The organism is Rhodovulum visakhapatnamense (assembly GCF_004365965.1).
Classification (GTDB): Bacteria; Pseudomonadota; Alphaproteobacteria; order Rhodobacterales; family Rhodobacteraceae; genus Rhodovulum; species Rhodovulum visakhapatnamense.
Genome location: NZ_SOEB01000004.1, coordinates 1 through 24,688 on the forward strand (window position 1 = coordinate 1; position 24,688 = coordinate 24,688).

At 69.6% G+C, this 24,688-nt stretch carries 24 protein-coding genes and 1 pseudogene; 14 read left to right on the forward strand and 11 right to left on the reverse strand.

The window, feature by feature from the left end; all coding sequences use genetic code 11:
• Positions 1-336: 336 nt before the first annotated feature.
• Positions 337-2,505: an esterase-like activity of phytase family protein gene (locus tag EV657_RS04575; RefSeq protein ID WP_134077264.1), complete on the reverse strand. Its 2,169-nt coding sequence runs from the start codon at positions 2,503-2,505 to the stop codon at positions 337-339.
• A 181-nt stretch (positions 2,506-2,686) separates the two neighbouring features.
• On the opposite strand from EV657_RS04575, the gene EV657_RS04580 reads away from it, so the two are divergent.
• The gene (locus EV657_RS04580; RefSeq protein ID WP_134077265.1) at positions 2,687-3,511 is read left to right on the forward strand and encodes an NAD(+)--dinitrogen-reductase ADP-D-ribosyltransferase; all 825 of its coding nucleotides are present in this window, start codon (positions 2,687-2,689) and stop codon (positions 3,509-3,511) included.
• Complete coding sequence (gene draG / locus EV657_RS04585) at positions 3,504-4,388, forward strand: ADP-ribosyl-[dinitrogen reductase] hydrolase (protein WP_075784029.1); 885 nt, start codon at positions 3,504-3,506, stop codon at positions 4,386-4,388. The genes EV657_RS04580 and draG overlap by 8 nt, the downstream gene beginning before the upstream one ends.
• Before the next feature lie 9 nt (positions 4,389-4,397).
• Here draG and EV657_RS04590 read toward each other — a convergent pair whose 3' ends face one another.
• Positions 4,398-4,694 (reverse strand): hypothetical protein, encoded by a 297-nt coding sequence (locus EV657_RS04590; RefSeq protein WP_134077266.1) that lies wholly within the window; start codon positions 4,692-4,694, stop codon positions 4,398-4,400.
• Positions 4,688-6,475 (reverse strand): transglutaminase N-terminal domain-containing protein, encoded by a 1,788-nt coding sequence (locus tag EV657_RS04595; RefSeq protein WP_134077267.1) that lies wholly within the window; start codon positions 6,473-6,475, stop codon positions 4,688-4,690. The genes EV657_RS04590 and EV657_RS04595 overlap by 7 nt, the downstream gene beginning before the upstream one ends.
• Before the next feature lie 51 nt (positions 6,476-6,526).
• On the opposite strand from EV657_RS04595, the pseudogene EV657_RS04600 reads away from it, so the two are divergent.
• Positions 6,527-6,936: pseudogene (locus EV657_RS04600) on the forward strand (hypothetical protein); the annotation flags it as partial.
• Here the strand turns inward: EV657_RS04600 and EV657_RS04605 are convergent.
• The 5 genes from EV657_RS04605 to EV657_RS04625 all read right to left on the reverse strand — a co-directional run bounded on the left by EV657_RS04605 (position 6,933) and on the right by EV657_RS04625 (position 12,345).
• Positions 6,933-8,270: a TrkH family potassium uptake protein gene (locus EV657_RS04605; protein ID WP_113671018.1), complete on the reverse strand. Its 1,338-nt coding sequence runs from the start codon at positions 8,268-8,270 to the stop codon at positions 6,933-6,935. The pseudogene EV657_RS04600 and the gene EV657_RS04605 sit on opposite strands and share 4 nt — an antisense overlap.
• A 4-nt stretch (positions 8,271-8,274) precedes the next feature.
• Positions 8,275-8,943 carry a potassium channel family protein gene (locus EV657_RS04610; protein ID WP_075784033.1) on the reverse strand — a complete coding sequence of 223 codons (669 nt, stop codon included), beginning with the start codon at positions 8,941-8,943 and terminating at the stop codon, positions 8,275-8,277.
• A gap of 93 nt (positions 8,944-9,036) precedes the next feature.
• Positions 9,037-10,596, reverse strand: coding sequence for an AMP-binding protein (locus tag EV657_RS04615; RefSeq protein WP_134077268.1), 1,560 nt, complete (start codon positions 10,594-10,596; stop codon positions 9,037-9,039).
• A 130-nt stretch (positions 10,597-10,726) separates the two neighbouring features.
• Positions 10,727-11,278, reverse strand: coding sequence for a DUF2087 domain-containing protein (locus EV657_RS04620; protein WP_134077269.1), 552 nt, complete (start codon positions 11,276-11,278; stop codon positions 10,727-10,729).
• Positions 11,279-11,436: 158 nt separating this feature from the next.
• On the reverse strand, positions 11,437-12,345 hold the full coding sequence (locus tag EV657_RS04625) for a LysR family transcriptional regulator (RefSeq protein ID WP_134077270.1): 909 nt from the start codon (positions 12,343-12,345) through the stop codon (positions 11,437-11,439).
• 101 nt (positions 12,346-12,446) lie between these two features.
• Between EV657_RS04625 and EV657_RS04630 the strand changes: the two genes are divergently transcribed.
• The 11 genes from EV657_RS04630 (at position 12,447) to EV657_RS04670 (ending at position 21,770) form a co-directional block, all read left to right on the forward strand.
• A complete protein-coding gene (locus EV657_RS04630) occupies positions 12,447-13,007 on the forward strand; it encodes a GNAT family N-acetyltransferase (protein ID WP_081381989.1) in 561 nt (186 codons plus the stop codon).
• A gap of 4 nt (positions 13,008-13,011) precedes the next feature.
• Complete coding sequence (locus EV657_RS21850; RefSeq protein WP_208323224.1) at positions 13,012-13,536, forward strand: MFS transporter; 525 nt, start codon at positions 13,012-13,014, stop codon at positions 13,534-13,536.
• A gap of 65 nt (positions 13,537-13,601) precedes the next feature.
• Complete coding sequence (locus EV657_RS21855) at positions 13,602-14,183, forward strand: hypothetical protein (RefSeq protein WP_208323226.1); 582 nt, start codon at positions 13,602-13,604, stop codon at positions 14,181-14,183.
• A 165-nt stretch (positions 14,184-14,348) separates the two neighbouring features.
• A complete protein-coding gene (locus EV657_RS04640) occupies positions 14,349-15,479 on the forward strand; it encodes a TRAP transporter substrate-binding protein (RefSeq protein ID WP_075784037.1) in 1,131 nt (376 codons plus the stop codon).
• 70 nt (positions 15,480-15,549) lie between these two features.
• Positions 15,550-16,134 (forward strand): TRAP transporter small permease subunit, encoded by a 585-nt coding sequence (locus EV657_RS04645; RefSeq protein WP_134077271.1) that lies wholly within the window; start codon positions 15,550-15,552, stop codon positions 16,132-16,134.
• Positions 16,131-17,546, forward strand: coding sequence for a TRAP transporter large permease (locus EV657_RS04650; RefSeq protein ID WP_134077272.1), 1,416 nt, complete (start codon positions 16,131-16,133; stop codon positions 17,544-17,546). Before EV657_RS04645 ends, EV657_RS04650 begins: the two co-directional genes overlap by 4 nt.
• A 10-nt stretch (positions 17,547-17,556) precedes the next feature.
• Positions 17,557-18,894, forward strand: a complete 1,338-nt coding sequence (locus EV657_RS04655) for an amidase (protein ID WP_134077273.1) — start codon at positions 17,557-17,559, stop codon at positions 18,892-18,894.
• Positions 18,895-18,928: 34 nt separating this feature from the next.
• Entirely contained in the window at positions 18,929-19,090 is a 162-nt protein-coding gene (locus tag EV657_RS21460; RefSeq protein WP_165828208.1) for a hypothetical protein, read from the forward strand.
• A 151-nt stretch (positions 19,091-19,241) separates the two neighbouring features.
• A complete protein-coding gene (locus EV657_RS04660) occupies positions 19,242-20,498 on the forward strand; it encodes a PQQ-dependent sugar dehydrogenase (RefSeq protein WP_134077274.1) in 1,257 nt (418 codons plus the stop codon).
• Positions 20,498-21,109, forward strand: coding sequence for a c-type cytochrome (locus EV657_RS04665; RefSeq protein WP_134077275.1), 612 nt, complete (start codon positions 20,498-20,500; stop codon positions 21,107-21,109). Before EV657_RS04660 ends, EV657_RS04665 begins: the two co-directional genes overlap by 1 nt.
• A gap of 157 nt (positions 21,110-21,266) precedes the next feature.
• Positions 21,267-21,770 (forward strand): cytochrome b, encoded by a 504-nt coding sequence (locus EV657_RS04670; protein ID WP_075784043.1) that lies wholly within the window; start codon positions 21,267-21,269, stop codon positions 21,768-21,770.
• Positions 21,771-21,867: 97 nt separating this feature from the next.
• Here the strand turns inward: EV657_RS04670 and cobD are convergent, their stop codons facing one another.
• From cobD to EV657_RS04685, 3 genes are read right to left on the reverse strand one after another with little or no spacing between them, the layout of a single operon-like run.
• Entirely contained in the window at positions 21,868-22,842 is a 975-nt protein-coding gene (gene cobD / locus EV657_RS04675) for a threonine-phosphate decarboxylase CobD (RefSeq protein ID WP_134077276.1), read from the reverse strand.
• A 2-nt stretch (positions 22,843-22,844) separates the two neighbouring features.
• Entirely contained in the window at positions 22,845-23,792 is a 948-nt protein-coding gene (gene cbiB, locus EV657_RS04680; RefSeq protein WP_134077277.1) for an adenosylcobinamide-phosphate synthase CbiB, read from the reverse strand.
• Positions 23,789-24,583, reverse strand: a complete 795-nt coding sequence (locus tag EV657_RS04685) for a propanediol utilization protein (protein ID WP_166673642.1) — start codon at positions 24,581-24,583, stop codon at positions 23,789-23,791. Before EV657_RS04685 ends, cbiB begins: the two co-directional genes overlap by 4 nt.
• Positions 24,584-24,688: the final 105 nt, after the last annotated feature.

Below are 24,688 nucleotides of genomic sequence, written 5' to 3' on the forward strand. Positions count from 1 at the left end.
TGTCTTCCGACCCGGCCGCCGCCCCGTCAGCGCCTCAGCGCCGCCGGTGAGGGGCTATCTACGGGTCCACGCCGATGCCCGCAAGCAGTTTTTTGAAGAAATCGCCGTCAGACCGCCAGAAATCTTGTAAGATACTGACGCCACAGGTTTTTTAGTTATCCACACCCGAGGCTTCAGGCGTGTTTGCCCCGGATTTCGGCCCGCACACCGGGAATCGCGTGCATCAGGGCCGACTCGTCGGGGGCGATCCCCCGCATTTCGGCCGTCCGGGGCGGATGGGGCCGAATTTCGGGGGGCGGTGCCACCCGAAGGCAGCACCGCCCGCTGCGCATCGCGTCAGGGCTTCACGGCAAAGAACATGGTCTCGCCCGAGTGGTCATCCACTCCGTCATTGTCGGTCGCGACCCACATCGTGCCATCCGCGTCGATCGCCAGCCCCTCGACCTTGTCGAGCACGTAGCCGCCCGTGGCCGTGAGATCGGGGATCAGGTCGCGCGCCAGTTCCTTGGTCACCACCGGCAGCGGACCGTCCAGCGGCGCGGGCTGCAGCTCGGACAGGGGCACGCGGGTGATCTTCTTGGTGACCGCCGCGCTGCCGATCTGGTTGTCCCGCTCGATGAGATAGACCCAGTCGCCATGGGCCACGATCTCGGACAGGCCGACCCAGCCGGTTTCGGGGGTGGCCAGCTCATAGCGGACCGCGCCCCAGGTCTTGGCCGCGGTATCATAGGCGACCAGCTTGACCTGATGCCTGGGATCGTCCGCCCATTCGCGCTGAACCGCCATCCAGAGCGTATCGCCCACCTTGGTCACGCCCTCGAAGCCAAAGCGGGTCTCGTTGGCCAACAGTTCGGGCGGCAGCGCCACCTCTTCCTTGATCTCGCCCTTGGCGTTCACGTGATACAGCGCATGCGGCACCAGCTTGGCGCTGTTGCCCTCCGAGGCCAGCCAGAACCCGCCCGCGCCGTCGAGGGTGATGCCCTCGAGGTCAAGCTTTTGCGCCGGCCGGCCCGCCCGGGTGACCCGGATCGCCTCGACGATGCGGGCGGGGGTCCGGGTGGTGTCGATCCGGAAGATCGTCGGCTGGTAGCCGTAGAAGCTGTCATTCACGGCATAAAGCGTACCGGGCTCGCCCGCGACGAGGCCCGAGATGGCCCCCCAGCCGGTCAGCTCGTCCATGCCGTCCGAGGTCAGCATCGGGTAGGCGGCGGGCGCCTCCTGATACTGGTAGATCATGACATGCGACCGCGCCGCGCCATCGGCGACAAGATCGGTCTCGTTGGCCGAGACCAGAAGGTTGCGCGACGGGATCGCCACGAAACCTTCCGGCCCGATGCCCGAGGGCAGCAGCTGTTTCAGGACCGGCGCGGCCGGGTCGGTCACGTCATAGACCGCGGCCACCGAGGCGCGCTCGGTGCCCACGACCAGCAGAGGCGCGTCGCCGAACCGGCCGAAGACGACGCTTTCGGGTTCGACGCCGTTCGCATCCGACCGCTTGTCCGGGTAATGGCCGATCTGGACGATGGCATGTTCCAACGAGGGGCCGCTTTCATAGACGACCTGCCCGTCCTTCGAAAAGACCGTCCAGCCGCGGCTGCCGCCTTCGTAGTCGCCCTCGTTCGCGGTGGCAAAGTGATCGTCGTCGATCCAGGTCACGCCGTCCGGTTCGCGCTTCCGGCCCTTCTGGCTTTCCGTGAAGATCAGCGCGGCACGCTCGTCGGTCGCGTCGATCCCCTCCAGATCGACCGTCCCGGCCGAAAACTGCGACAGCACCGTGCCGTCCCGCGCCACCACCGCGAGGTGGTTGTTTTCCTGCAGCGTCACGACCGTCTCGCCGGCGGCATTGATCGAGACGAATTCGGGTTCGGGATCCTCCGGTGCGATCCCGGCCAGCCCGGTCAGGTCGACCTTCTTCAGGCTACCGCAATCCAGCGCGCCATCCTTCAGCCCGACCAGAACCAGCCAGCCTTCGGGCCTCTGCGGCAGGACCCCGTCATTCAGGTCCTCATCGCGCTCGTTCTCGATGGCCACGGCCAGAAAGCTGCCATCGCGGGCCCTGGCCACGCTGTCGGGCTGACCGCCCAGATCGCAGGACCCGGTCTCGGTCCGGCTGGCGATGTCGATCGCGGCCAGCCGCCCCGAGGGGTTGGTGTAGCTTTCCGAGGTGTTGATGCCGACGAAGGCGGTCTGCCCCACCACCGCGACGCTGGTCGGCTCGCCGTCCAGAACCACATTGCCCAGCGGCTTCGGCGCCGCCGGATCGGCGATGTCGATCATCCCCAGCACGCCGAGCGGGCTGTCGGTATAGACCAGCGTCATGCCGTCGGCGGTCGCATCGATGATCTCTGCCGAGCTTTCGCGGGACCGGTCCTCGCCCTCGGCCATGTTCTCGACCACCGGAAAGGACGCGATCCGGTTGAAATTCATCTCGGCCTTAACGTCGGCACCGACCGAACCCGCGGCGAGGGCAAGCATCGAACTCATCCCCCAAAGTCGCAACGTCATCGTAACTCTCCACGCAATCTGCTCAAGACCTCATGGCGCGGCTTTGTAACGTCGCAATGAAGGCGGCCGGGAAGCGGGGCGTCAGAGGGACCGACGCCCGCCCGGATGGCGCCAAATCGCCGCTTCGACCGGGGCGCCTCGGGGCTTTCGCGCCGCCCGGCAAGGACGCATGATACCGGCGATGGACGACCAGCCCTCTCTTGCCCGGCGCGGCCCCCGCCATTCGACCAACCTCGTGGGTCGGTCCTCGGAATGGCTGGAAAGCTGTGCCTTCAACGACGCGCCCGCGCCGCTGCATATCTGGGGTGTGCAGGAGATGAACCAGGGCCTCTTCGGCATGCTCGACCAGGCCGCCGATCTGGCCGAGGCGGGCGAGGCCTTCCATGCCTACATGATGGCCATGTTCGGCATCGACGACGAACAGCGCGACGTGCCCTCGGCCGGGCGACAGCGGTTCCGGTCGTCCTTCCTGCGGCTGATCCAGGGCTGGAGCTTCGACAGCAACGGCCCTGCGGGTGCGGTGCTGAAAGGCTGGGTCGAAAGCCGGTTCGGGGTCTGCCCCTCGTTTCACCGCGAGATCATCGACGCGGTGCCCGGCCCCGCCTGGGATGTCTATATCGAAGAGAAGATGTCGAGCCAGTTCCACAACAACGCGATCTGGGTGCAGCTCGACCTGCTGTTCGAATTCAGCCAGTGGGCGATCCGCCGTTTCGCCTTTCCCGGCCAGAGCCATCTGACGCTTTATCGCGGCATCAACGATGTCGAACGCCACCTGATCGTCGAGCGCAGCGACCGGCGCGAGGCGGTGATCCGGCTGAACAACCTCGTCTCGTTTTCCTCCGACCGCGAGGTGGCCGACTGTTTCGGCGACCGGATCCTCACGGCCCGGGTGCCGCTCTGCAAGATCCTGTTCTTCCCCGGCCTGCTGCCCTCGCACCTGCTGAGAGGCGAACGCGAATATCTGGCGGTCGGCGGCGAATTCCGGGTAAGCGTCGATTATGTGTGATGCGGCGCGCCCCGATCCGGCCGACCGAGCGCTGGCCGCCTATCTGGGCTTTGCCATCGGCGACGCGCTTGGCGCGACCGTGGAATTCATGACCCGGCGCGAGATTGCCGCCCAGTACGGCCAGCACCGCGAGATCGTCGGCGGCGGCTGGCTGCGCCTCGCGCCCGGACAGGTGACCGACGACACCCAGATGTCGCTGGCTCTGGGCGCCTCGCTCGTCCGCTGCGGCGGGCTCGATCTTCAGGATCTGTGCGAAGCCTTCGCCGCCTGGCTGAAGACCGGCCCCGCCGATGTCGGCAATACCTGTCGGCGCGGCATCCAGCGCTATCTGACCAAAGGCACGGTCGAGGGGCCGCTGTCCGAAGGCGATGCCGGGAATGGCGGCGCGATGCGGGTGCTGCCGGTCGCGCTGGCGACGCTGGGCGCGCCCGGCCGGGCCGAGGGCTGGACGCTGGCCCAGGCCCGCACCACCCATCACCACCCGCTGTCCGATGCCGCCTGCCTGAGCCTCGTGCGGATGGTTCACCGCCTGATCGGCGGCGAGGGCCATAAGGCGGTGCGGGACGAGGCCGACACCCTGATCGAGGCCCATCGCGACTTCCGGTTCGCCCCCTATCGCGGACAGTGTTCGGCCTATGTCGTCGACACGATGCAGACCGTGCTGCACCACTATCTGGCCGCCGACGGCTTCGAGGACTGCCTGGTCCGCACCGTCAACGAAGGCGGCGATGCCGACACAACCGCGGCGCTGGCGGGCATGCTGGCAGGCGCGACCTGGGGGACGGCGGCGATCCCCGCGCGCTGGCTGGACCGGCTGGACCCGGCCGTCGCCGAGGCCATCCGGGTGCAGGTGCCGGGCTTGCTGGCCCTGGCCTGAGCCCCGCCGTCACCCCGGACGCGCGGCCAGATCGGCCTTGCGGGCAATCATCTTCCCGGTCAGCCGCGCGCTGCCGCCCAGGCCCTCGATCGTGCCCCGGATCGCCTCGTCGGGCAGGCCGGTGACGAGGCCCACGGCCTCGGCCAGCGCCGCCGGGGCGATATCGCCGAAAAGCCGCACGGCATGGGGGTTGTCGGGATCGTCCCTCAGCCGGTCAAGCTCGGCCACCTCCGCGCCGAAGGCACGGCCCTTGGGGTCGCCGCAAGCGCGGAACTCCAGCGCGCCGCCGACATCGAGGGTCAGCACCTGCCCCCCCCCACGACGCCCTGGTTGTCGCCGTCGAAGCCTGCAGCATCCCAGTTCGCGGTCCAGGCATGCACCCCCAGCCAGCGCTGCGCAAACCGCCGCTCGTCCTCCGAGAACTGCGCGGCATGGGCTTTTTCCAGTGTCACGAACTCGGTTGCGACCTGGCAGGGATCGGCGGTCGGCCGGTAGATCAGCGTCGGCGCCCCCGCCAGCCGGTACAGCGCGGCCGCGATCCGTTCGTTGCGGGCATGGGCCGGACTTTCCAGTTCCTTGACATAGAACCGGCGCCCTTCGGCATCTCGATAGACCCCGCCCGGATTGCTGCCCAGCCGCCCGCCCGTCCGCTCAAGCGCCGCCAGATCCAGGACCCGGTCGTCCGCGGGCTCCGTGCGCCGCACCAGCGCCAGCTGCGCCGGGGTCTCGATGGCGCCGGGCCGCGCGTGGCGCGCGGCGCGGATCGCCTCCTGGGGCGCCATGCCAAGCTCGGCCAGCAGCCGCCCCGCGATCATCCCGGCCCGGCCGAGCCCGCCTTTGCAATGGACAAGCACATCGCCGCCCTGCCGCAGGATCGCGCGGATCTCGGGGCCGGTCGTCGCCCATTGGCGCTCGAAGAAATCGTCAGGCACCGAATAGTCGCGGATCGGCAGGTGCCGCCACAGCATCCCCCGCGCCCGCACGCTTGCGCCCAGATCCGGCACTTTCAGTGCAACGAGCTCGGCATTTTCGACCAGACTCAGGACCAGCCGCGCGCCCCAGCCCGCGATGGCGTCGAGATCGGCATCGAGATCGCGCGCCCAGGCGCCGGTGCTGGCCACCGGGTCGTGCTTGCCGGGACAGAAGGTGATGCCGATCCGCCCGAGCCCTGGCCCGGCCGACACCTCCGCGATCTGGAGAGGATGGGTCCTGCTTGTCCGTGCCCCGCGCATCGCCAACCTCCAGCCCCGCCCCGGCACCCGAGGATAGCCGGGCATCGGCCGATGGGCCAAGCGGCCGCGCTGCTTCAATCGGGCGCAGCATCGTCCGGCCCGGTCGCGATCCGCAGATCGACCTCCATCGCGGCCGTCACCGGCCCCGCGGTGAATCCGCCCTCGACCGGGCGCCACGGCCAGCGCGACATGGCCCGCGCCGACCGCGCGCCCATGGGTCGGGTCATAGCCGCACCAGCCCCGCCCCGGCACCAGCGCCTCGGGCCAGGCATGCATGTGGCGCGGGCCATCCGGATGCTCGCTTTCGGCCTGATAGCCGCTGACGAACCGCGCCGCGATCCCGCGGCTCGCGGCGGCGGCGATGAAAAGAACCGCCAGATCGCGACAGGCCCCCTGCCCGCGCGCCAGCGTCACCTCTGCAGGCCAGGCTGCCCCGTCGGGCCGGATCTGCCGCGCGATCCGGGCATGCAGAGCTTCGGTCAGCGCGCTCAGGAACCGGTCCGGCCCAGCGCCGGGCGGACCAAGCGCCGCCGCGAAGTCCGCGACCTCGGGGGCAACGGCGCAGAGGGGCGGCACAGGGCCGCCCTCCGGTGCCTCCAGCCAGGCCTGCGTCCTCAGCGTGAAGCGGCTTTCGAAGATCAGCGCCGGGGTCTCGCCCGCAAAGTCCAGCCGGGTGACGCGGTTGCCATGGGCATCGGTCTCGTCCCTGCGGGCCACCGGCAGCGGCGTGACCGCGAGGCTCTGACAAAGCTCCGCGACACGGCCGGGCCGGGGCGTCAGGCGCAGCAGATGCGGGCCAGGCCGGACCGGACCCGAGTAGCGATAGACCGTCCGATGCAGCACCTCGAAACGCATGTCCTCAGCTTGCGCAGGATCGCGCCCCGGTCAACCGCCCTTCCGGGGGGGTCACGGCCGATGCGCTTTGACATGATCTGCGAGGCAAACGGGATCGAGCGCCGGCTGACCAACCCCAACCATCCCGGGAGTTCGGAGGATCGGAAAACAGTCCGGGGGGACTGTTTTTCGCGAGCGGCGGACAGGTCGAACGGATGCACCGCACGATCAGGGCGGGTGAAGCGGATCAGGCGAGGCGCCAGTGGCGCGTCTTCCCGCTGAACGTCCAACGGGACCATCACGACAGCCACGACCCGCTCCGCACCCACCTCGCGGACTTCATGGCAGCTTACAACTTCGTGCGCCGCCTCAAGACCATCGACGGGCTCACGCCCTGCGAATACATCTGCAGGATCCGGACATCAGAGCCGGACAGAGTCAGCCTCAACCCGATCCACGAGATGCCGGGACTGAACGCCTAGCCCAGATAGACCGTGCCCGCGGGGTAGGACACCCGCTTCGGGCTGCGCACAGCCAGCAGGAAGCCCAGGGTCAGCGGACCGACCCGTCCGAGGAACATCACCCCCATCAGCACCGCCCGGCCCGCCGTGTCGAGATCGCCGGTGATGCCCCGGCTCAGCCCGACCGTGCCGAAGGCCGACACGGTCTCGAAGGCCAGATCGAGGAATTCGCCCTCGTGAAACAGGATCAGCACGAAAAGCGCGATCAGGATCGTCAGGGTGCTGACCATCGACAGCGCCAGCACCTTCATGATCTGCTCGGCCCCCAGACGGCGCCCGAAGACGTCGATGGCGGTGTGGCGGCGGAAGAAGCTGACCGTGGCCAGCAGCAGCACGATGAAGGTCGTGACCTTGATGCCGCCGCCCGTAGAGGTCGAGCCCGCCCCGACGACCATCAGCGTCATGAACAGCAGCGTCGTCGCCTGCGTCAGCCCGCCGATATCGACGGTGTTGAACCCGGCGGTGCGGGTGGTCGCGGCCTGAAACCAACTGGCCCAGAGCTTGGTCGAGACCGCATCGAACTGTCCCAGCGTGGCCGGGTTGGTCCATTCCAGCACGGCGATGGTCGCGGTCGACCAGACCAGAAGCACCAGCGTGCCGACCAGCATCAGCTTGGTATGAACGGTGTAGCCGCGCCAGCCGGTGCGGCGCTGCATGTCGGCAACCACGGTGAAGCCGAGCCCGCCGAGGATCAGCAGGGCGGGCACGGTGACATTGACCACCGGATGCGCGACCCAGGCGGTGAGACTGTCGGGGTAAAGCGCGAAGCCTGCATTGTTGAAGGCCGAGACGGCATGGAACAGGCTTGACCACAGCCCCGCCTGCCAGCCGAATTCGGGCACGAAGACCACCGCCAGAAAGGCCGTGCCCGCCGCCTCGCAGACCAGCACGAAGCGCAGGATCGTCTTCGTCAGCCGGATCAGCCCGCTCATCGAGGTCTGGTTCAGGTCCTCGCGCAGGTAATGGCGATGGGTGATGCCGACCGGCAGGCCCAGCATGGTCAGGATCAGGACCGCGAAGGTCATGAGCCCCAGCCCGCCCAGCTGGATCAGCACCAGAATCACGGCCTGGCCGAACAGGGTGAATTCGGTGCCGGTATCGCGCACCGCAAGCCCGGTCACGGTCACCGCCGAGGTCGCGGTGAAGGCGACGTCGGACCAGGTCATCGCCACGGTCCGGGCCGCCGGCAGTTTCAGCAGCAGCGTGCCCGCCACGATCAGCGCCGCATAGGTCAGCATCAGCGCCAGCGGCGGCGGCAGAAAGCGGCCGCTGCGCAGCGCGGCGAGGCGTGCCATGGGCTCAGGCCTCGTCCAGCAGGTCGTCGCCGAAGCGGCGCAGATCGGCGCGGCGGCCCAGCACCAGAAGCTTGTCGCCAGCCTTCAGCCGCAGCTCGCCGCCTTCGCAGGACAGGAACTCGCCCTCGCGCATCGCGCCCAGCGCCCGCAGATCGTAGCCCGACAGCAGCTTGACATCGCCGACCGCGCGCCCCTCCAGCGGCTCGGGCACGGTCAGGTCGACGACGTGAAAGCCGTTGCCGAGACTCACGTAATCGCGCACCAGCGGGTTGTGCAGCATCTGCGCTATATGCTGGCCGACCTCCTGTTCGGGCAGCACGATCCGGTCGACGCCGATCTTCGACAGGATGCGGTGATGGGTCTTCGACAGCGCCTTGACCCAGATCGCCTTCACGCCCAGCATCTTGACGTTCATCGAACAGAGGATGTTGGCCTCGAGATCCTCGCCGATGGCCACCAGCGCCACGTCGTAATTTCCGACCCCGGCCTCGCGCAGCGCCAGCTCGTCGCGGCCGTCGGCGATCACCGCCTCGGACAGCACGTCGGCATAGCGGCCGACGATCTTGTCGTCGAGATCGACCCCCATGACCGGATTGCCGAATCGCGCCAGTTCGGTGGCGACAGTGCTGCCGAAGGTGCCAAGGCCGATCACGGCAAAGCTGCGTCTTTTCACTTGGAAACTGCCTGTCCTTCGGGATGTCCGGCCCCGACCCTAGCACGTCCGGGCGCCCCCGGGGCAAGCCCCCGCGCGGCCCCGCACTTCGGATCAGGCGGCATCGCGCAGAAGCCGCCGCAGGATCTTGCCCGAAGCCGATTTCGGCACCGCCTCGACGAAATGCACCTCTGCCAGCGCCTTGAAATGGGACAGATGCGCCAGAACATGGGCCTTCAGCGCCTCGGCATCCGCATCCGCCCCGGGCCGTCGCACCACATGGGCGACCGGCCGTTCGCCCGCCTCGGGGTCGGGTCGGCCGATCACCGCCGCGTCCAGCACATCGGGATGGGTCAGAAGCACCGCCTCAAGCTCGGCCGGGGCCACCGCAAAGCCCTTGACCTTGATCAGCTCCTTCAGCCGGTCATGCAACGTCACGAAGCCCTCGGCATCGATGCTGGCCAGATCGCCGGTCTTCAGCCAGCCGTCGGCGGTCAGGGTCGCGGCGGTGGCCTCGGGCGCGTTCAGATAGCCCTGCATCACCTGCGGACCGCGCAGCCAAAGCTCGCCCGGCTGGTCCGGTCCCAGATCGGCGCCGGTTTCGGGGTCGACGATCCGGAGTTCGGTATTGGGAAGCGCCACCCCCACCGCGCCGGGCTTGTCGCGGCCGGGGGACGACATGGTGCCGATGGGCGACAGCTCGGTCATGCCCCAGCCCTGCATCACCCGGCAACCAAGCCGCGCAGCCAGTTCGGCGCCCTGCGCGGCGCCCAGCGGGGCTGCGGCGCAGATCACCGTCTCGACCGCACCGAGGTCGAACTGATCGACCATCGGGTGGCGCGCCAGCGCCGTGGCGACCGGCGGCACGATGTACAGTTCGCGGGTCCGGCGCTCTGCGACCAGCCGCAGGAAAAGCTCCGGATCGAAGCGGGGCATCGTCACCAGACAGGCCCCGTGGCTCAGCACCATGTTCATCAGCACGGTCAGCCCGTAGATATGGAAGAAGGGCAGGAACCCCACCGTCCAGTCCCCCGGGCGCATGTCGCAGGCGGCAAGCCCCTGGTCGATATTGACCACGAGGTTGCGGTGGCTCAGCCGCACCCCCTTGGGCAGGCCCGTGGTGCCCGAGGAATAGGGCAGCACGGCGATGTCGCGAGCGACATCGAGCGGCACCTGCGCCGCCAGCCGCGGCCCCATCAGCGCCTCAAGCGGCACCGCGCCCCCGTCGGGCGCCTCGGCGCCGATCACCGCGATCTCGGTCAGCCCGGCGGCCTCGGCCCCGGCGCGGGCGGTCGCAAGACAGCCCGGCACGGTCACCAGCAGGCAGGCCCCGCTATTCTTAAGCTGAAAGGCCAGTTCCTCGGCGGTATAGGTCGGGTTGACGGTTGTCACGGTCCCGCCCGCATAGGCCACGCCATGAAAGACGGTGACGAAATCGGGAATGTTCGGCGCCATCAGCGCCACCACCGCCCCCTTGCCGATCCCGCGCGCGGCCAGCCCGCCCGCCAGCCGCCGGATCCGGTCGATCAGCGCCCCGGCGGTCAGGCCCTGCCCTGACGGCCCGTCGACCAGCACCATCTCGTCGGGGCGCGGGGTCAGGCCCCGGAACAGCCTCTCGGTGACCGACAGGCCGGTCAGGGGCACAGGCGCGAACCTGCTGCTGCGAACGATCATCGTTTTCCTCCCGCAGGACGGGCGCGCGGACCGCGCTTCTCACCTTCCGGAAGCGTAGCACGGTTCGTGCCGATGACGATGGAAAACGGGGCGGGCCAGAAGGGTCCCGCCCTGAAGACCCCGACACCGATCAGCCGCGCTGCGCCAGCAGGCGGATCAGGACGCGCGGCTCGGCCGGGGGTGCCTGCTCGATCCGGCGATAGTCCGACCCGTCGCGCCGACGCGTCACCAGCCCGGTCTCGAACAGGTCGCGGCGCAGCAGCGCGGCATCGCCGAAAAGGTGCCAGGCGTTCAGCCGCTCGTTCACCTGCCGCTCGGTCCAGGTCTGGCCCGCAGGCAGCCGCGCCCAGAGCGCCCAGAGACACAGCACCTGCATCGCCCGCCGCGAGGGCCAGCGAAGAAGCCGCCCGTCGGCGTCGAAATGGGTCAGCGTCCGTTCGATCCGGCGGTGATTGACGGGGTCCGGATCGGTCACGGGCGCGGTGGGCGCGTCGGTCAGCCGGTCTTCGGCCAGCCGGTCGGCGCGCAGATGCTGAAAGTTGCGAAACCCGCCCGCGCGGGCCAGCATGTTCATCAGGCTCAGATGCGAGGGCGCCGCCTCGGCCGCCCGCAACTGATGCGCCAGGGCGCGGGAAAAGGCGGAAATGTCCTCGATCGCGAGGGGAATGGAAGGTCTGGTCATGGTCTCGGTCCCGATGTGCCGAAATCCGGATCGCTGGTCGCTGGCTTACGACGGGGCACAGGAAGGAAACCGAATGCGTGCCGAGTGACGGGCAGGTTTAGCTTGCCTCTTGGGGCACAGCGACGCCTCGGTGAACTGCCGACCGTGCCCTGTCCATATCACGGCGCCCGCAGCGGAACAACCCGGCCCAGCCCCTGACGGATCGCCGCGACCGTGTGCCGAAGCCCGGGCGAAAGCCGCTTGTCGCGCCGTAGCTGCAGCGCCAGCTGGCGGCCCAGTGGCGGGTCCAGCGGCTGCACCGCCAGCCCGCCCGAGGCGCCCGGCCGCGCCACCGACGAGGCCGGCAGGATCGACCAGCCAAGCCCCGCCGCGACCAGTTCCTTGGCGGCCTCGACGCTTTCCAGCTCCATGATCGGCGCGGGCCGCAGCCCGGCCGCGCGGAACCATCCGTCGATCAGCCCGCGGGTGTGGCCCGCGCTGTCGTAAAGGATCAGCGGCCGGGCGGCCATCGCCTGCGGCGTGGTCGGCGCCCCGGCGGTCGCGGCCGGGCCCACCGCCAGCAGCGCCTCGTCGCACAGCGGGCTTGTCTCCAGCGCCCGACCCGCCGCAGGCAGGGTGACGATGGCAAGATCCAGCAGGTTCTGTTCCAGAAGGCGCTGAATCTCGGTGCTGTTGCCGGTGCGGACCACGAAATCGAGCCCCGGAAAGGCGCGCTTGAGCCGCCCCAGCACCGGCGGCAGCAGATGGATGCAGGCGGTCGCCCCGGTGCCGATCCGGACCCGCCCGGCGCGGCCGTCGCGATGCGGCTCGACCGCCGCGCGCACCGCGTCCAGTTCCTCGCCGATCCGCCGCGCCCCCTCGATCACGATCTGACCGGCTTCGGTCGGCCGCACCCGCTTGCCCACCCGTTCCAGCAGCCGCACCCCGAAATGCCGTTCCAGCTGGCGGACCTGCTGGCTGACCGCGGGCTGCGAGATCCCGGCCTTTTCGGCCGCGGCCGAAAAGCTGCCCAGCGCCGCGACATCGGCGAAAGTGGCAAGATGCAGAAGGTTGAGCGACTGCGCCAAGACCGGGCCAAGGATTTCCTTATGCGTTGAATAACAGCCATAGCATTTCCTTTTCCGCGCCGGAATGGCATTCTCGGCCGCATCAACCCCGGAGACCCCCGATGACGATCCAGCCCGCCCCCCTCGGCCCCCCGAGCCCCCTGACCCTTGACGATTGCACCGCCCGCGACCTGCCCGGCGTGCAGGCGATCTATGCCGAGGCGGTGCGCACCGGCACCGCCAGTTTCGAGCTGGACCCGCCCGATCTGGACGAGATGCGCGGGCGCTGGGAAACGGTCACCGGCGCGGGCTTTCCCTGGCTGGTGGCGCGGGCCGGGGACCGGGTGGCGGGCTATGCCTATGCCAACACCTACCGCCCGCGTCCGGCCTATCGCGGCACGGTCGAGAATTCGGTCTATGTCGACGACGGGTTTCGCGGCCAGGGCATCGGAGGCGCGCTGATGCGCGCGTTGCTGGCGCGCTGCGAAGCGGCCGGGTTCCGGCAGATGGTGGCGGTGATCGGGGATTCGCAGAACCTCGGCTCGATCGCGCTGCACCGCGCGCTGGGCTTCGAGGATGCGGGCGTGCTGCGCTCGGTCGGCTGGAAACACGGGCGCTGGCTCGATTCCGTGCAGATGCAGAAACCTCTTGGCCCCGGCGACACCGCGCCCTTCGAAGGCTAGGCCGGTGATCGGCCGCCCGACCGCCGCCGCGGTGGGGCTGACCCAGATGGTGAACTGGGGCGTCTCCTACTATGCCGTGGGGGTCTTCGCGCCGGTCATCGCCGCCGATCTTGGCTGGTCGCTGGCGCGCACCCATGCCGGGTTCTCGCTTGCGCTGGTCCCCATGGCGCTGTCCTCGGGCGCGGCCGGACGGCTGGTCGCGGCCCGGGGCAGCCGGGCGCTGGCGGCGGGTTCGGTCCTGCTGGCGCTGGGGCTTGCGATGCTTGGCACAAGCGGCTCCTTCTCCGTCCATGCCGCGGGCTGGATCGTTGCCGGGCTCGGGATGCGGCTATGCCTGTACGAAGCCGCCTTCGCGGCGCTGGTGCGGGCGGGCGGCACCGGCGCGCCCTGTCGCAGGTCACGCTGCTGGGCGGGCTCGCCTCGACCGTGTTCTGGCCGCTGGGTCATCTGCTGGCCGAAACCTGCGGCTGGCGCGGCGGGCTTCTGGCCTATGCCGGGCTCGCGCTGGCGGCGGCACCGCTGTAGCTGACGATCCCGTCCGGCCCCGCGCCGACCCCGGCCGCCCTTGGCGCCGCCGGGCGCGCGGCCGACCCGGTGCGGCCTGCTGCAGCCTTCGGCTTCGCCGTGCTGGTCGCGGCCTCGGCCTTTCTCAGTTCGGGGCTCTCGGCCCATCTGATCGGCCTTCTGGGCGCGCTGGGCCTGCCGGTCGCGGCGGCGGTCGGGTTGGCGGCGCTGCCCGGGGTGGGGCAATCGGGCGCGCGTCTGGCCGAGACGCTGGCCGGGCACCGGATCAGACCGCTGGGGCTGGGCGTGCTGGCCTCGGGTGTGCTGCTGGCGGGCATGATCGCGGGCCTGGCCGTTGCGGGGCCGGGCGCCATCGCGCTGATCTTGGTGCTTGCCTATGGCGCGGGCAACGGCGCGCTGACCGTGGTGCGCGGCGCGCAGCCCATGGTGCTGTTCCAACTGGCCAGCTATGCCGAGATTTCGGGGCGTCTGGTCGCGCCCTCGTTTCTGGCCGCGGCGTTCGCCCCCCCGGTCTATGCCGCCGCGATCGAGATCTGGGGCGCGCGCGCCGCGATGGGGCTGAGCCTCGGGCTGGCGCTGGCGACCTTCGCCGCCGCCTGGGCGTTGTGGGCCCGGATCGGACCCACGACCGACCCGGGCCTTCCCGTCTGAGACGCGGCGCGCGGGGAAAACGGTGCGGCACCCCCTCCCTTTGGCTGCTTGCAACATGGGGTCAGCGGGGTATGCTCGACGGTGCGGGACCCGGAAAAGACGCAAAAACGCAGACCGGACACCGCAGTAACCCCGATGCATCGGGGGCTAACGGGGAGGAGACCCATGACTGACATGTCCACCATGAATCGCCGTTCGTTCCTCAAGCGCAGCGCGCTGGCGGGCGGCGTCGCCGGGACCGGCGCGCTGGCCGCGCCCGCGGTGCTGGCCCAGGCGCCGATCGTGCTGAAGATGCAGACCTCCTGGGGCGCATCGAACATCTGGGACGAATTCGCCAAGGACTATGCCCGCCGGGTCGAAGAGATGTCGGGCGGGCGGCTCAAGATCGACGTGTTGCCCGCGGGCGCCGTGGTCTCGGCCTTCCAGGTGATGGACGCGGTCAATGACGGGGTGCTGGATGCCTCGCATTCGGTCTGCGCCTACTGGTATGGCAAGAACAAGGCGGCGTCGCTGTTCGGCACCGGGCCGGTCTTCGGCGGCTCGGCCACCACGATGCTCAGCTGGTTCTACGCCGGCGGCGGCGACGAGCTGTTCCGCGAGCTGACCCAGGACGTGATGGGGCTGGACGTGGTGGGCTTTCTGGGCTTTCCGATGTTCGCCCAGCCCTTCGGCTGGTTCAAGGGCGAGGTCAACACCGTCGCCGACCTGCAGGGCTTCAAGTACCGCACGGTGGGGCTGGCCGCCGACCTGATGGCCAAGATGGGCATGTCGGTCGCCCAGCTTCCGGGCGGCGAGCTGGTGCCCGCCATGGAACGCGGCGTGATCGACGCCTTCGAGTTCAACAACCCCTCGTCGGACAAGGATTTCGGCGCGCAGGACGTGGCCAAGAACTATTACCTGGCGTCCTATCACCAGGCCTCGGAAAGCTTCGAATTCCTGTTCAACCGGCCCTTCTTCGAGGATCTGGACCCCGACCTGCAGGCGATCCTGCGCTATGGCGTCGAGGCGGCCTCGACCGCCAACACCGCCAAGGCGATGGACCGCTATTCGGCCGACCTGCAATGGCTGCAGGACGAGGCGGGCGTCACCGTCCACCGCACCTCGAAAGAGATCCTCGACGCCCAGCTCAAGGCCTGGGACGAGCTGATCCCCGAGCTTGAGCAGGACGCCTTCATGAAGAAATGCCTCGACAGCCAGCGCGCCTGGGTCGAGCGCGTGACCTTCTTCGAGGTGATGAACTCGCCCGATTACACGCTGGCCTACGACCACTATTTCCCGGGCCGGCTCAAGCTCTGACCCGGACCCCGGTCCAGTGCCCCCGGCGGCCATCGCGCCGGGGGTTTTTCATGCGCCACAGGAGAGGCCCATGATCGGTTTCATACGTTTCGCCGACGCCCTGTCGGCCTGGTTCGGCAAGACCTTTGCCTGGTTGATCGTGCTGATGGCTCTGGGCACCGGCTACGAGGTCTTCGTGCGCTACGTCCTGAACAGCCCCACCGCCTGGGCGCTGGACGTGTCCTTCATCATGTACGGGACGCTCTTCATGATGGGCGGGGCCTACACGCTGTCGCGGGGCGGCCATGTGCGGGGCGACTTCCTCTATCGGCTGTGGCAGCCCCGGACCCAGGCCATGGTCGATCTGGTGCTGTACATCGTCGCCTTCTTTCCGGGCGTTCTTGCGCTGATCTTCGCGGGCTGGAAATACGCCGCCCGGTCCTGGCGCTATGGCGAGGTCTCGGTGAACAGCCCGGCGGGCATCCCGATCTACCAGTTCAAGACCGTGATCGTGGTCGCGGGCGTGCTTCTGTTCATCCAGGGCATCGCCCAGGTCATGCGCTGCCTCCTCGCGATCCGCACCAACGAGTGGCTCGAGGCCGATGAGGACATCTTCGAGACCGAGGACATCCTGATGCGCGAGGCCGACAAGGCCGAGAGGGGCCCCCATATATGACCGATCCGCAGATCGCCCTGATCCAGCTCGGGCTTTTCATCGTCTTCGTGTTCCTCGGGTTCCCCATCGCCTTCACCCTGATGGCCATGGGCATCGGCTTCGGCTATTTCGCCTATTTCGACGCGGGCCGGATGTGGCGCGCCTTCGACCGGCTGGACGACACCGCCGGGACATGGACCCAGATCACCACCTGGGTCGAGGGGCTCTTCAACAACCGCATCTTCGATCTGTTCGTGAACCAGACCTATACGGTGATGTCGAACGAGGTGCTGACGGCGGTGCCGCTGTTCCTGTTCATGGGCTATGTGGTCGAGCGCGCGAATATCGTCGACCGGCTGTTTTCCACCCTCAACATCGCCTCGAAGAACATTCCCGGCTCGATGGGGGTGGCGGCGCTGATCACCTGCGCGCTGTTCGCGACGGCGACCGGCATCGTCGGCGCGGTGGTCACGCTGATGGGGCTCCTGGCGCTGCCCGCCATGCTGCGCGCGCGCTACGACCCGGCCTTTGCCAGCGGTATCATCTGCGCGGGCGGCACGCTTGGCATCCTGATCCCGCCCTCGATCATGCTGATCGTCTATGCCGCGGCCACCAATGTCTCGATCGTGCGGCTTTACGCGGGCGCGCTGCTGCCCGGGCTGACGCTGGTCGGGCTGTACCTCGTCTATGTGGTGGGCCGGTCCATCCTGCAGCCCTCGGTCGCCCCGCGCCCGACCGAGGACGAAATCCCCGACGTTCCCTTCGGGCGGCTGCTGTGGATGATCGTGACCTCGTTCCTGCCGCTTGCGGTGCTGATCGCGGCGGTGCTGGGCTCGATCCTCTTCGGGCTGGCGACACCCACCGAGGCCGCGTCGGTCGGCGCGCTGGGCGGGCTGGCGTTGGCCCTCATCTACCGGGCGCTCAGCTGGCAGCGGCTGCGCGAAAGCGTCTATCTGACGGTCCGCACCACGGCGATGGTCTGCTGGCTGTTCGTGGGCTCCTACACCTTCTCGGCGGTGTTCTCCTATCTGGGCGGCGAGCAGGTGATCGGCCAGTTCGTCGAGGGCCTGAACCTGACGCCCGTGCAGTTCCTGATCCTCGCCCAGCTGATCATCTTCCTTCTGGGCTGGCCGCTCGAATGGTCCGAGATCATCATCATCTTCGTGCCGATCTTCCTGCCCCTTCTGGCGCATTTCGAGATCGACCCGCTGTTCTTCGGCATCCTCGTCGCGCTGAACCTGCAAACCAGCTTCCTGACCCCGCCCATGGCGATGTCGGCCTATTACCTCAAGGGCATCGCGCCCCCCGAGGTGCGTCTAACCCAGATCTTCCGGGGCGTGATGCCGTTCCTCGTCTGCGTGCTGATCTCGATGGTGTTGATGTACGTCTTCCCGCAGATCGTCTACCTTCTGCCCGAACTGGTTTACGGATGAGGGCGCGCGCATGAAGGATCTCGACACCCCGATGCAGCTGGGCGCGGTCGCCCTGCGCGACCGGCTGGCCTCGGGCGCGCTTTCGGCGCTCGATCTGGTCGAGGCCTGCCTGGCCCGCATCGCCGCACGCGAGCCCGAGATCGGCGCCTGGGCCTGGATCGACCCCGATTACGCCCGCGACCAGGCCCGGCGGCTGGATGCGCACCGGGTCTCGGGCCGGGCGCTGGGGCCGCTTCATGGCCTGCCGGTGGGGCTGAAGGACGTGATCGACACCGCCCGGATCCCGACCGAGAACGGCTGCGCGCTGGATGCAGGCCGGGTGCCCGCGCGCGATGCCTTCGTGGTCGAGCGGCTGCGGGCGGCGGGCGCGCTGATCCTCGGCAAGACTGTGACGACCGAACTGGCCTTCCTGCATCCGGGCAAGACCCGGAACCCGCACAACCCGGCCCACACCCCGGGCGGGTCGTCCAGCGGCTCGGCCGCGGCGGTGGCCGATGCGATGGTGCCGCTGGCCATCGGCACCCAGACCGGCGGGTCGGTGATCCGCCCCGCGGCCTTCTGCGGCGTCACGGGCTACAAGCCGACCTTCGGCGCCATCCCCCGGCGCGGGGTGCAGATGCAGTCGCACACGCTCGACACCCTGGGCGTCTTTGCCACCGACCCGCTGGGCGCGGCGCTGGTCGCCGAGGCGCTGTTCGGCTTCGACGAGACCGACCCGGCCACGGCGCTGGCCCCGCCGCCGCGCCTTCTGGACACTGCCCGCGGCGCGCCGCCGCTGCCCCCGGTCTTTGCCTTCGTCAAGCCGCCGGGCTGGGACCGCGCGGATGCGGAAACCCATGCCGCCTTCGCCGAACTGACCGCCGCCCTTGGCGAGCAGGTCTTCGAGGTCGCCTTGCCCCCGGCCTTCGACGCCGCCGCCGCCCAGCGCGCCCGGATCAACATGGCCGAGATGGCGCGCTATCATTACCGCTATGTCCGCGACGGGCTGGACCGGCTTGGCCCCGAGACCCGGGACGCGCTGGAAGAGGGCGCCCGGATCCCCGCCCGCGATTATCTCGCCGCGCTCGACTGGCCGAAGGTGCTGAACGCCGGTCTCGACGAGATCTTCACCCGCTGCGACGCGATCCTCTGCCCCGCAGCGCCCGGGCCCGCCCCCGAAGGCCTCGGCGCGACCGGCGATCCGATCTTCAACGGGCTCTGGACGCTGTGCGGCACGCCCGCGGTCACGGTGCCGATCCTGACCGCCGGAAACGGCCTGCCGATGGGGGTGCAGCTTGTCGGCCCCCGCGGCGACGACGCGCGGCTTTTGCGGACCGCGCACTGGCTTTACGGCTGGGCCGGGGCCTGAGCCCCGCCACCGTGCCCAAGGGAAAGGAGCCCCGATGGACCGCCTGATTGCCGCCTTCGCCTTCGCCGTCTTCCTCGGTTTCGTCGGCATTCTCGCCCTTGAGGTGCCGCATGTCGATCTTTGGGCGGTGATCGCGATCACCGTCGCGCTGGTGGCCGCAGATCTGGTGTTCGCGCTCTTCAAGCCGCGCGACTGATCGCCCCCAACCCCTTGTCGAAAAACATCTTTCTCCCTGACGATACAGACAAACGTTGGATATGCCGGCCCCGGGCCGCGTGCTAGGCTCTTGTCGGCCCGCAGGGGAGGATCGCGGGCCGGAAACGGGGAGAACCCCGAAGGGAGGAAAGATGAAAACCACCTTGATCGGCGCGGCCGCGGCGGCCGTGCTTGCCATGCCGGCCTTCGCCCAGGGCGCGGACGTGCCCGACAATCTGGAAAAGCTGGGCAATTTCCAGACCACCGGCACCACCGACTTCACCTATGTCCCGCAAGAGGACGCCTTTGCCGACGGGATCCGCAAGACGCTCGAGCGGATCACGCTGCCCGAGGGCTTCAGGATCGGGCTTTATGCCGTGGTGCCGGATGCCCGGCACATGGCGGTCGGCCCGCAGGGCATCGTCACCTTCGTCGGCACCCGCAAGGACAAGGTCTGGGCGGTCACCGACCGCAACAAGGACCGCGTCGCCGACGAGGTGAAGGACTTTGCCCCCTCGCTGAAATTCGCGATCCCGAACGGGCCCTGCTTTTCGAAGGACGGGTTTCTCTACATCGCCGAACAGAACCGCGTGCTGCTGTTTCCGGCGGCCGAGTTCTTCTACGAAAGCCCCGATGTCGCGGCCTTCAACCTGGTCAAGCAAGGCGAGCTGATCCCGCCCGAGGAGGAAAGCTACAATCACACCGCGCGGGTCTGCAAGATCGGCCCGGATGGCAAGATCTACATCTCGCTCGGCCAGCCCTTCAATGTCGCGCCGCCGGAAAAGCTGGACCTTTACCGCGAAGTCGGGATCGGCGGCATCATCCGGATGAACACCGACGGCACCGGGCGCGAGGTCTATACCTACGGCATCCGCAACTCGGTCGGGCACGATTTCGACCCGGAAACCGGCGATCTGTGGTTCACCGACAATCAGGTCGACGGCATGGGCGACGACATCCCGCCGGGCGAGCTGAACCACCAGACCGAGATGGGCCAGCATTTCGGCGCGCCCTGGTATGGCGGGGGCGATGTGCGCACCAACGAATATGCGGGCCAGGACGTGCCCCATGACGTGGTGATGCCCGCAGTCGAGATGGCGGCCCATGCCGCCGATCTGGGCATGACCTTCTATTCCGGCAGCATGTTCCCCGAAGAATACCGGGGCGCGATCTTCTCGGCCCAGCACGGGTCGTGGAACCGCACGACGCCGGTCGGGGCGCGGGTCATGGTCACCCATGTGGCCGAGGACGGCACCGCGACCTCGGAACCCTTCGCCCAAGGCTGGATCGACGGGAACGGCGAATATCTGGGCCGGCCGGTCGATGTCGCGCAGCTGCGCGACGGGTCGATCCTGGTCTCGGACGACCTGGCCGGGGCGATCTACCGCATCTGGTACGAGGGGATGTGATGAAGGGCCTGTCAGCCCTGGCGCTGGGCGGGCTGATGCTCGCCAGCGCCGCCTTCGGCGATGCCGCCCCCGGCGATCTTGCGGCCGGGCGCAAGGTGGCGGGGCTCTGCCGGGTCTGCCACGGGTTGCAGGGCGTGGCCCAGGTGCCGATCGCCCCGCATATCGCAGGCGAGCCGGTCAGCTACATCACCCGACAGCTGGCCGCCTTCCGGTCGGGCGCACGCGAACACGAGATGATGACCGTGGTCGCGCGCGGTCTGACCGACACCCAGATCGCCAATGTCGCCACCTGGTATTCGGCCCATACCGCCCGCGCCAGCCTGCCGCCGGGCGCCGATGCCTCGGCCGCGCCCGCGCTTTGCGTCACCTGCCATGGCGAAACCGGCATCGCGGTCAATCCCGACGCCCCCAACCTGGCGGCCGAGACCAACATCTATCTCGCCACCCAGCTCAAGGCGTTCCGCTCGGGCAAGCGCCGCCACGAGATCATGTCCGGGATCGCCGCCGACCTGACCGACGACGAGATCCGCGCCTCTGCCGACTGGTACGCGGCGATGCGGCTCGAGGTAACCGAACCGGGCGCGCCCGGCCCCTGCGGCGCGGCATGCTAGCCCCCCAAGCTGACCGGGACCTGAAGACCCAACCTCTTGCCTCTACACAATGAATTGCCTTGAACGGGGGTCTGGGCGGGCGCAGGTTGCGCCCGTTCCGGCGCCGGGGTCAAACCCGTGCCGCCCGCCCAGTCAACCGCCCAGCAAGGAGACGGAAATGTCCGATACCAACGCCAGCGGCCCCGCCAACCCCGAGGCCTATTCCTTCCGACAGAAACTCGCGCATTGGGGCGTGGTCGTCCTCGTCGCGGCGCAATACCTGGTCTTCGATGCCATCGGCCGCGATTTCGGCCGCGGCATGAAGACCGGCGAGTGGGTCTATTCGCCCGTCGCCACCGGCCACATCCTGTTCGGCTTCGCGATCCTCGCGCTGATGGTCTGGCGGCTCAAGCTGCGCCGCGACGAGGGCGTCCCCGCCCTGCCCGCCGCCGAACCCGGCTGGGCCGCGACGCTCGCGCGCCTGACGCATGGGGCCTTCTACCTGATGCTCTTGGCGATGCCGCTGGTCGGCGCCGCGGCCTGGTTCCTGCAATCGGGCAGCGCCGCAGAGATGCACGAGACGGCCGCGAATCTGCTGATGGCGCTGATCGCGGTCCATGTCGCGGCCGTGGCCGTGCACCAGTTCCGGTGGAAAAGCAGCATCCTCAGCCGGATGATGTGACCCGGAGCGCGCCTTCCGCGCCGACCGCTCCCTGACCGGCGGGGAAGGCATGGCGCGGCCCGCGGGCGATCTCTGCCCCCGGGCCGCGCGTATCCCCTCAGGCCGAAAGCGCCGCTTCAAGTCGCGCCCATTCGGCCTCGGACCCCGGAAGACCCAGCCGCAGCCAGGTCGCCGAATAGGGAAAGATCCGCGACCAGATCCGCGCGCGCCCCAGCCGCGCCTGCGCCGCCCCGGCATCGCCTGTGTCAAACAAGCGGAAAAGCGCGGTGCCACCCAGCGGGCGCCATCCCGCCGCCTCGGCCAGCGCGTCGGCCCGTGCCGTCTCCGCCATCAGCCGCACACGGCTGGCCTCTCGCCACCCCGCATCGGCCAGCGCCAGCGCTCCCGCCTCAAGCGCCGGTCCCGAAACCGCCCAGGGCCCCGCCCGGCCCGCCATTTGCCCGATCAGCGCGTCGGGCCCCAGAACAAAGCCCAGCCGAAGCCCCGCAAGCCCATAGAACTTGCCAAAGGACCGCAGCACCAGCACATTGTCGGGACAGGTCCCCGGCAGCAGCGACAGCGCGGGATGCGGGTCGGCGAAGCTTTCATCGACGACCAGAACACCCACCGTCCCGGCGATCCGCGCCAGTGCCTCGGGGGACAGGCGCCGCCCGTCGGGATTGTTGGGGTTCACAATAACCGCCAGACCGGCCCCGGCCAGTGCCCGGGTATCCGGGACCGTCTCGACCGCACGGCCCACCGCCTCGAAGGCGCCCGCATATTCGTTATATGTGGGACCAAGTACCCGTACCGGCCCCTCGGGCGCGACCACGGGCAAAAGCTGGATCGCCGCCTGTGCACCCGCCAGCGGCAGCACCGGCCAGCCGGTGCCATAGGCGCCCCGCGCCGCGCCGGTCAGGCGGTCCATCGCGGCCTGTCCCGGCAGGTCGCGCAGCGCCGAGGCCGAGGCCGGCGGCGCCGGATAGGGCACCCGGTTGATGCCGGTCGAGAGGTCGATCCAGTCGCCGGGCGCCCCGCCGAACCGCTTGATCGCCCCCGTTAGATCGCCCCCGTGATCGCGTCCGCCTGCCATCTCTACCCCCCGAACGCCCAGACCAGCGCCGCCAGCCCCAGCGCCAGCACCGCCATCGCCTGCAGATAAACCCCAAGCCCCCGCCACAGGTCGCGCGGCCCCGGGTCGGGCGCGCCCGCGTTCAGCCAGGGCTCGTCGCTGACCCGGTCGCCATAGATCCGCGGCCCCGACAGCCGCAGCCCAAGCCCGCCCGCCATCGCCGCCTCGGGCCAACCGGCATTGGGCGAGCGATGCGCGCCCGCGTCCCGCGCCATCGTCTTCGCGGCCCGGACCGGGTGCCGCGCCACAAGGCAGAACAGCGCGCCGGTCAGCCGCGCGGGCAGCAGATTGGCCAGATCGTCCAGCCGCGCCGCGACCCGGCCGAAATCCTCATAGCGGTCGTTCCGGTGCCCGATCATGCTGTCGAGCGTGTTCACCGCCTTGTAGCCCGCGATCCCCGGCAGGCCCAGCAACACGCCCCAGAAGACCGGCGCGACGATGCCGTCCGAGGCGTTCTCGGCCAGGCTTTCCAGCGCTGCCCGCGCCATCCCAGCCCGGTCGAGCCGCGCCGGATCGCGCCCGACGATCATCGACACGGCCTCGCGGGCGCCCGCCAGATCGCCCGCCGCCAGCGGCCGCGCGACCCGGGCCACATGATCGAAAAGGCTGCGCGTCGCGACCAGCGGCGCGGCCAAAAGCCCGGTCAGGACCGCGCCCGGCCAGCCGCCGGGCAGAATGGCGGCCAGCGCCCAGGCGGGCAGCACCGCCGCCCCGACGGTCAGCGCAACCGTCAGCCCGCCCAGCCGCCTGCGGGTCGCGGGCGCATCGCCCGGGTGGTTCAACCGCGATTCAAGGCCCGCGATCAGCGCGCCGATCCAGGTCACCGGATGGCCGATCCGGGCATGGAGCCTGTCGGGCCAACCCGCCACGCCTTCGACCGCAAGGGCCACCAGCATCGCCGCCGCACTCATCGTCCGCCTCCCGTCCTGAACCGCAACACCCGGCCAAGCCCCGCCGCGCGCAGCGCCGTCTCGGTCTGCCGGGGCGCATCGCCCGGCGCGAACAGCAAGCCCAGCGCCGGGCCGGTATGGGCCGCCACCAGCCCAAGCGCGCCAAGATCGCGCCCCAGCGCCCAGATCGGCGCAGGGTCCGGGCCACCGCGGAGCGCATGGCAGCGCCGGGCGCTTTCTGTCGCAAGCTGCGCCCGGCCGGCGCGATCCGTCGTGACGCGCCAGGCCGCGACCAGATCCGAGATGTCGGGAAAGGCGGTATCGGCCGGATCGGTGCGCCGCCCCGGCCCCGCGAACCCGCCGACGATCTCGAAACCCGGGCCGGGGGCCAGACGGCCCAGCACCCGCGCCGCGCGCGGCGCCCAAAGCAGCGCCTCGGGCACGGGCTGCATCAGCGGATCCGTCGCGCCCTCCAGCGCGAGACAAAGAGCTGCCTCGGTGTCCGGCGACAGCGCGATGGGCGCCAGACAGCGGATCGCCGCCAGCAGCGCCGCGGTCGAGGCGCCCGCCCCGCCACCGGGCGGCATGCCCACGAAAAGCCGCAAACGCCCCGGCGCGATCCCGAAAAGCCGCGCCAGACGCGCCACCTGCCCCTGCGCCAGCACCGGCCGCCCGCCTTGCCAGAGCCCCGCCATCTGCCCCGGACGCCAGACCGCGCGAACCTCCAGCGCCGGACAAGGCACGGTGACCAGCGCGACAGGTCCGTCGGGGCCCAGCCGTCCCTGAAGGAACTCGCCGAAATGACCCGCCACCCGGGCGCTGCGGCAGGCCGGGCCGGGACGGGATCGGGGAACGGGACGCGGGACAGGCGGGCTAGCGGGCATCGGACCAATCGGGCGGCGGAACCGGCCCCCGCA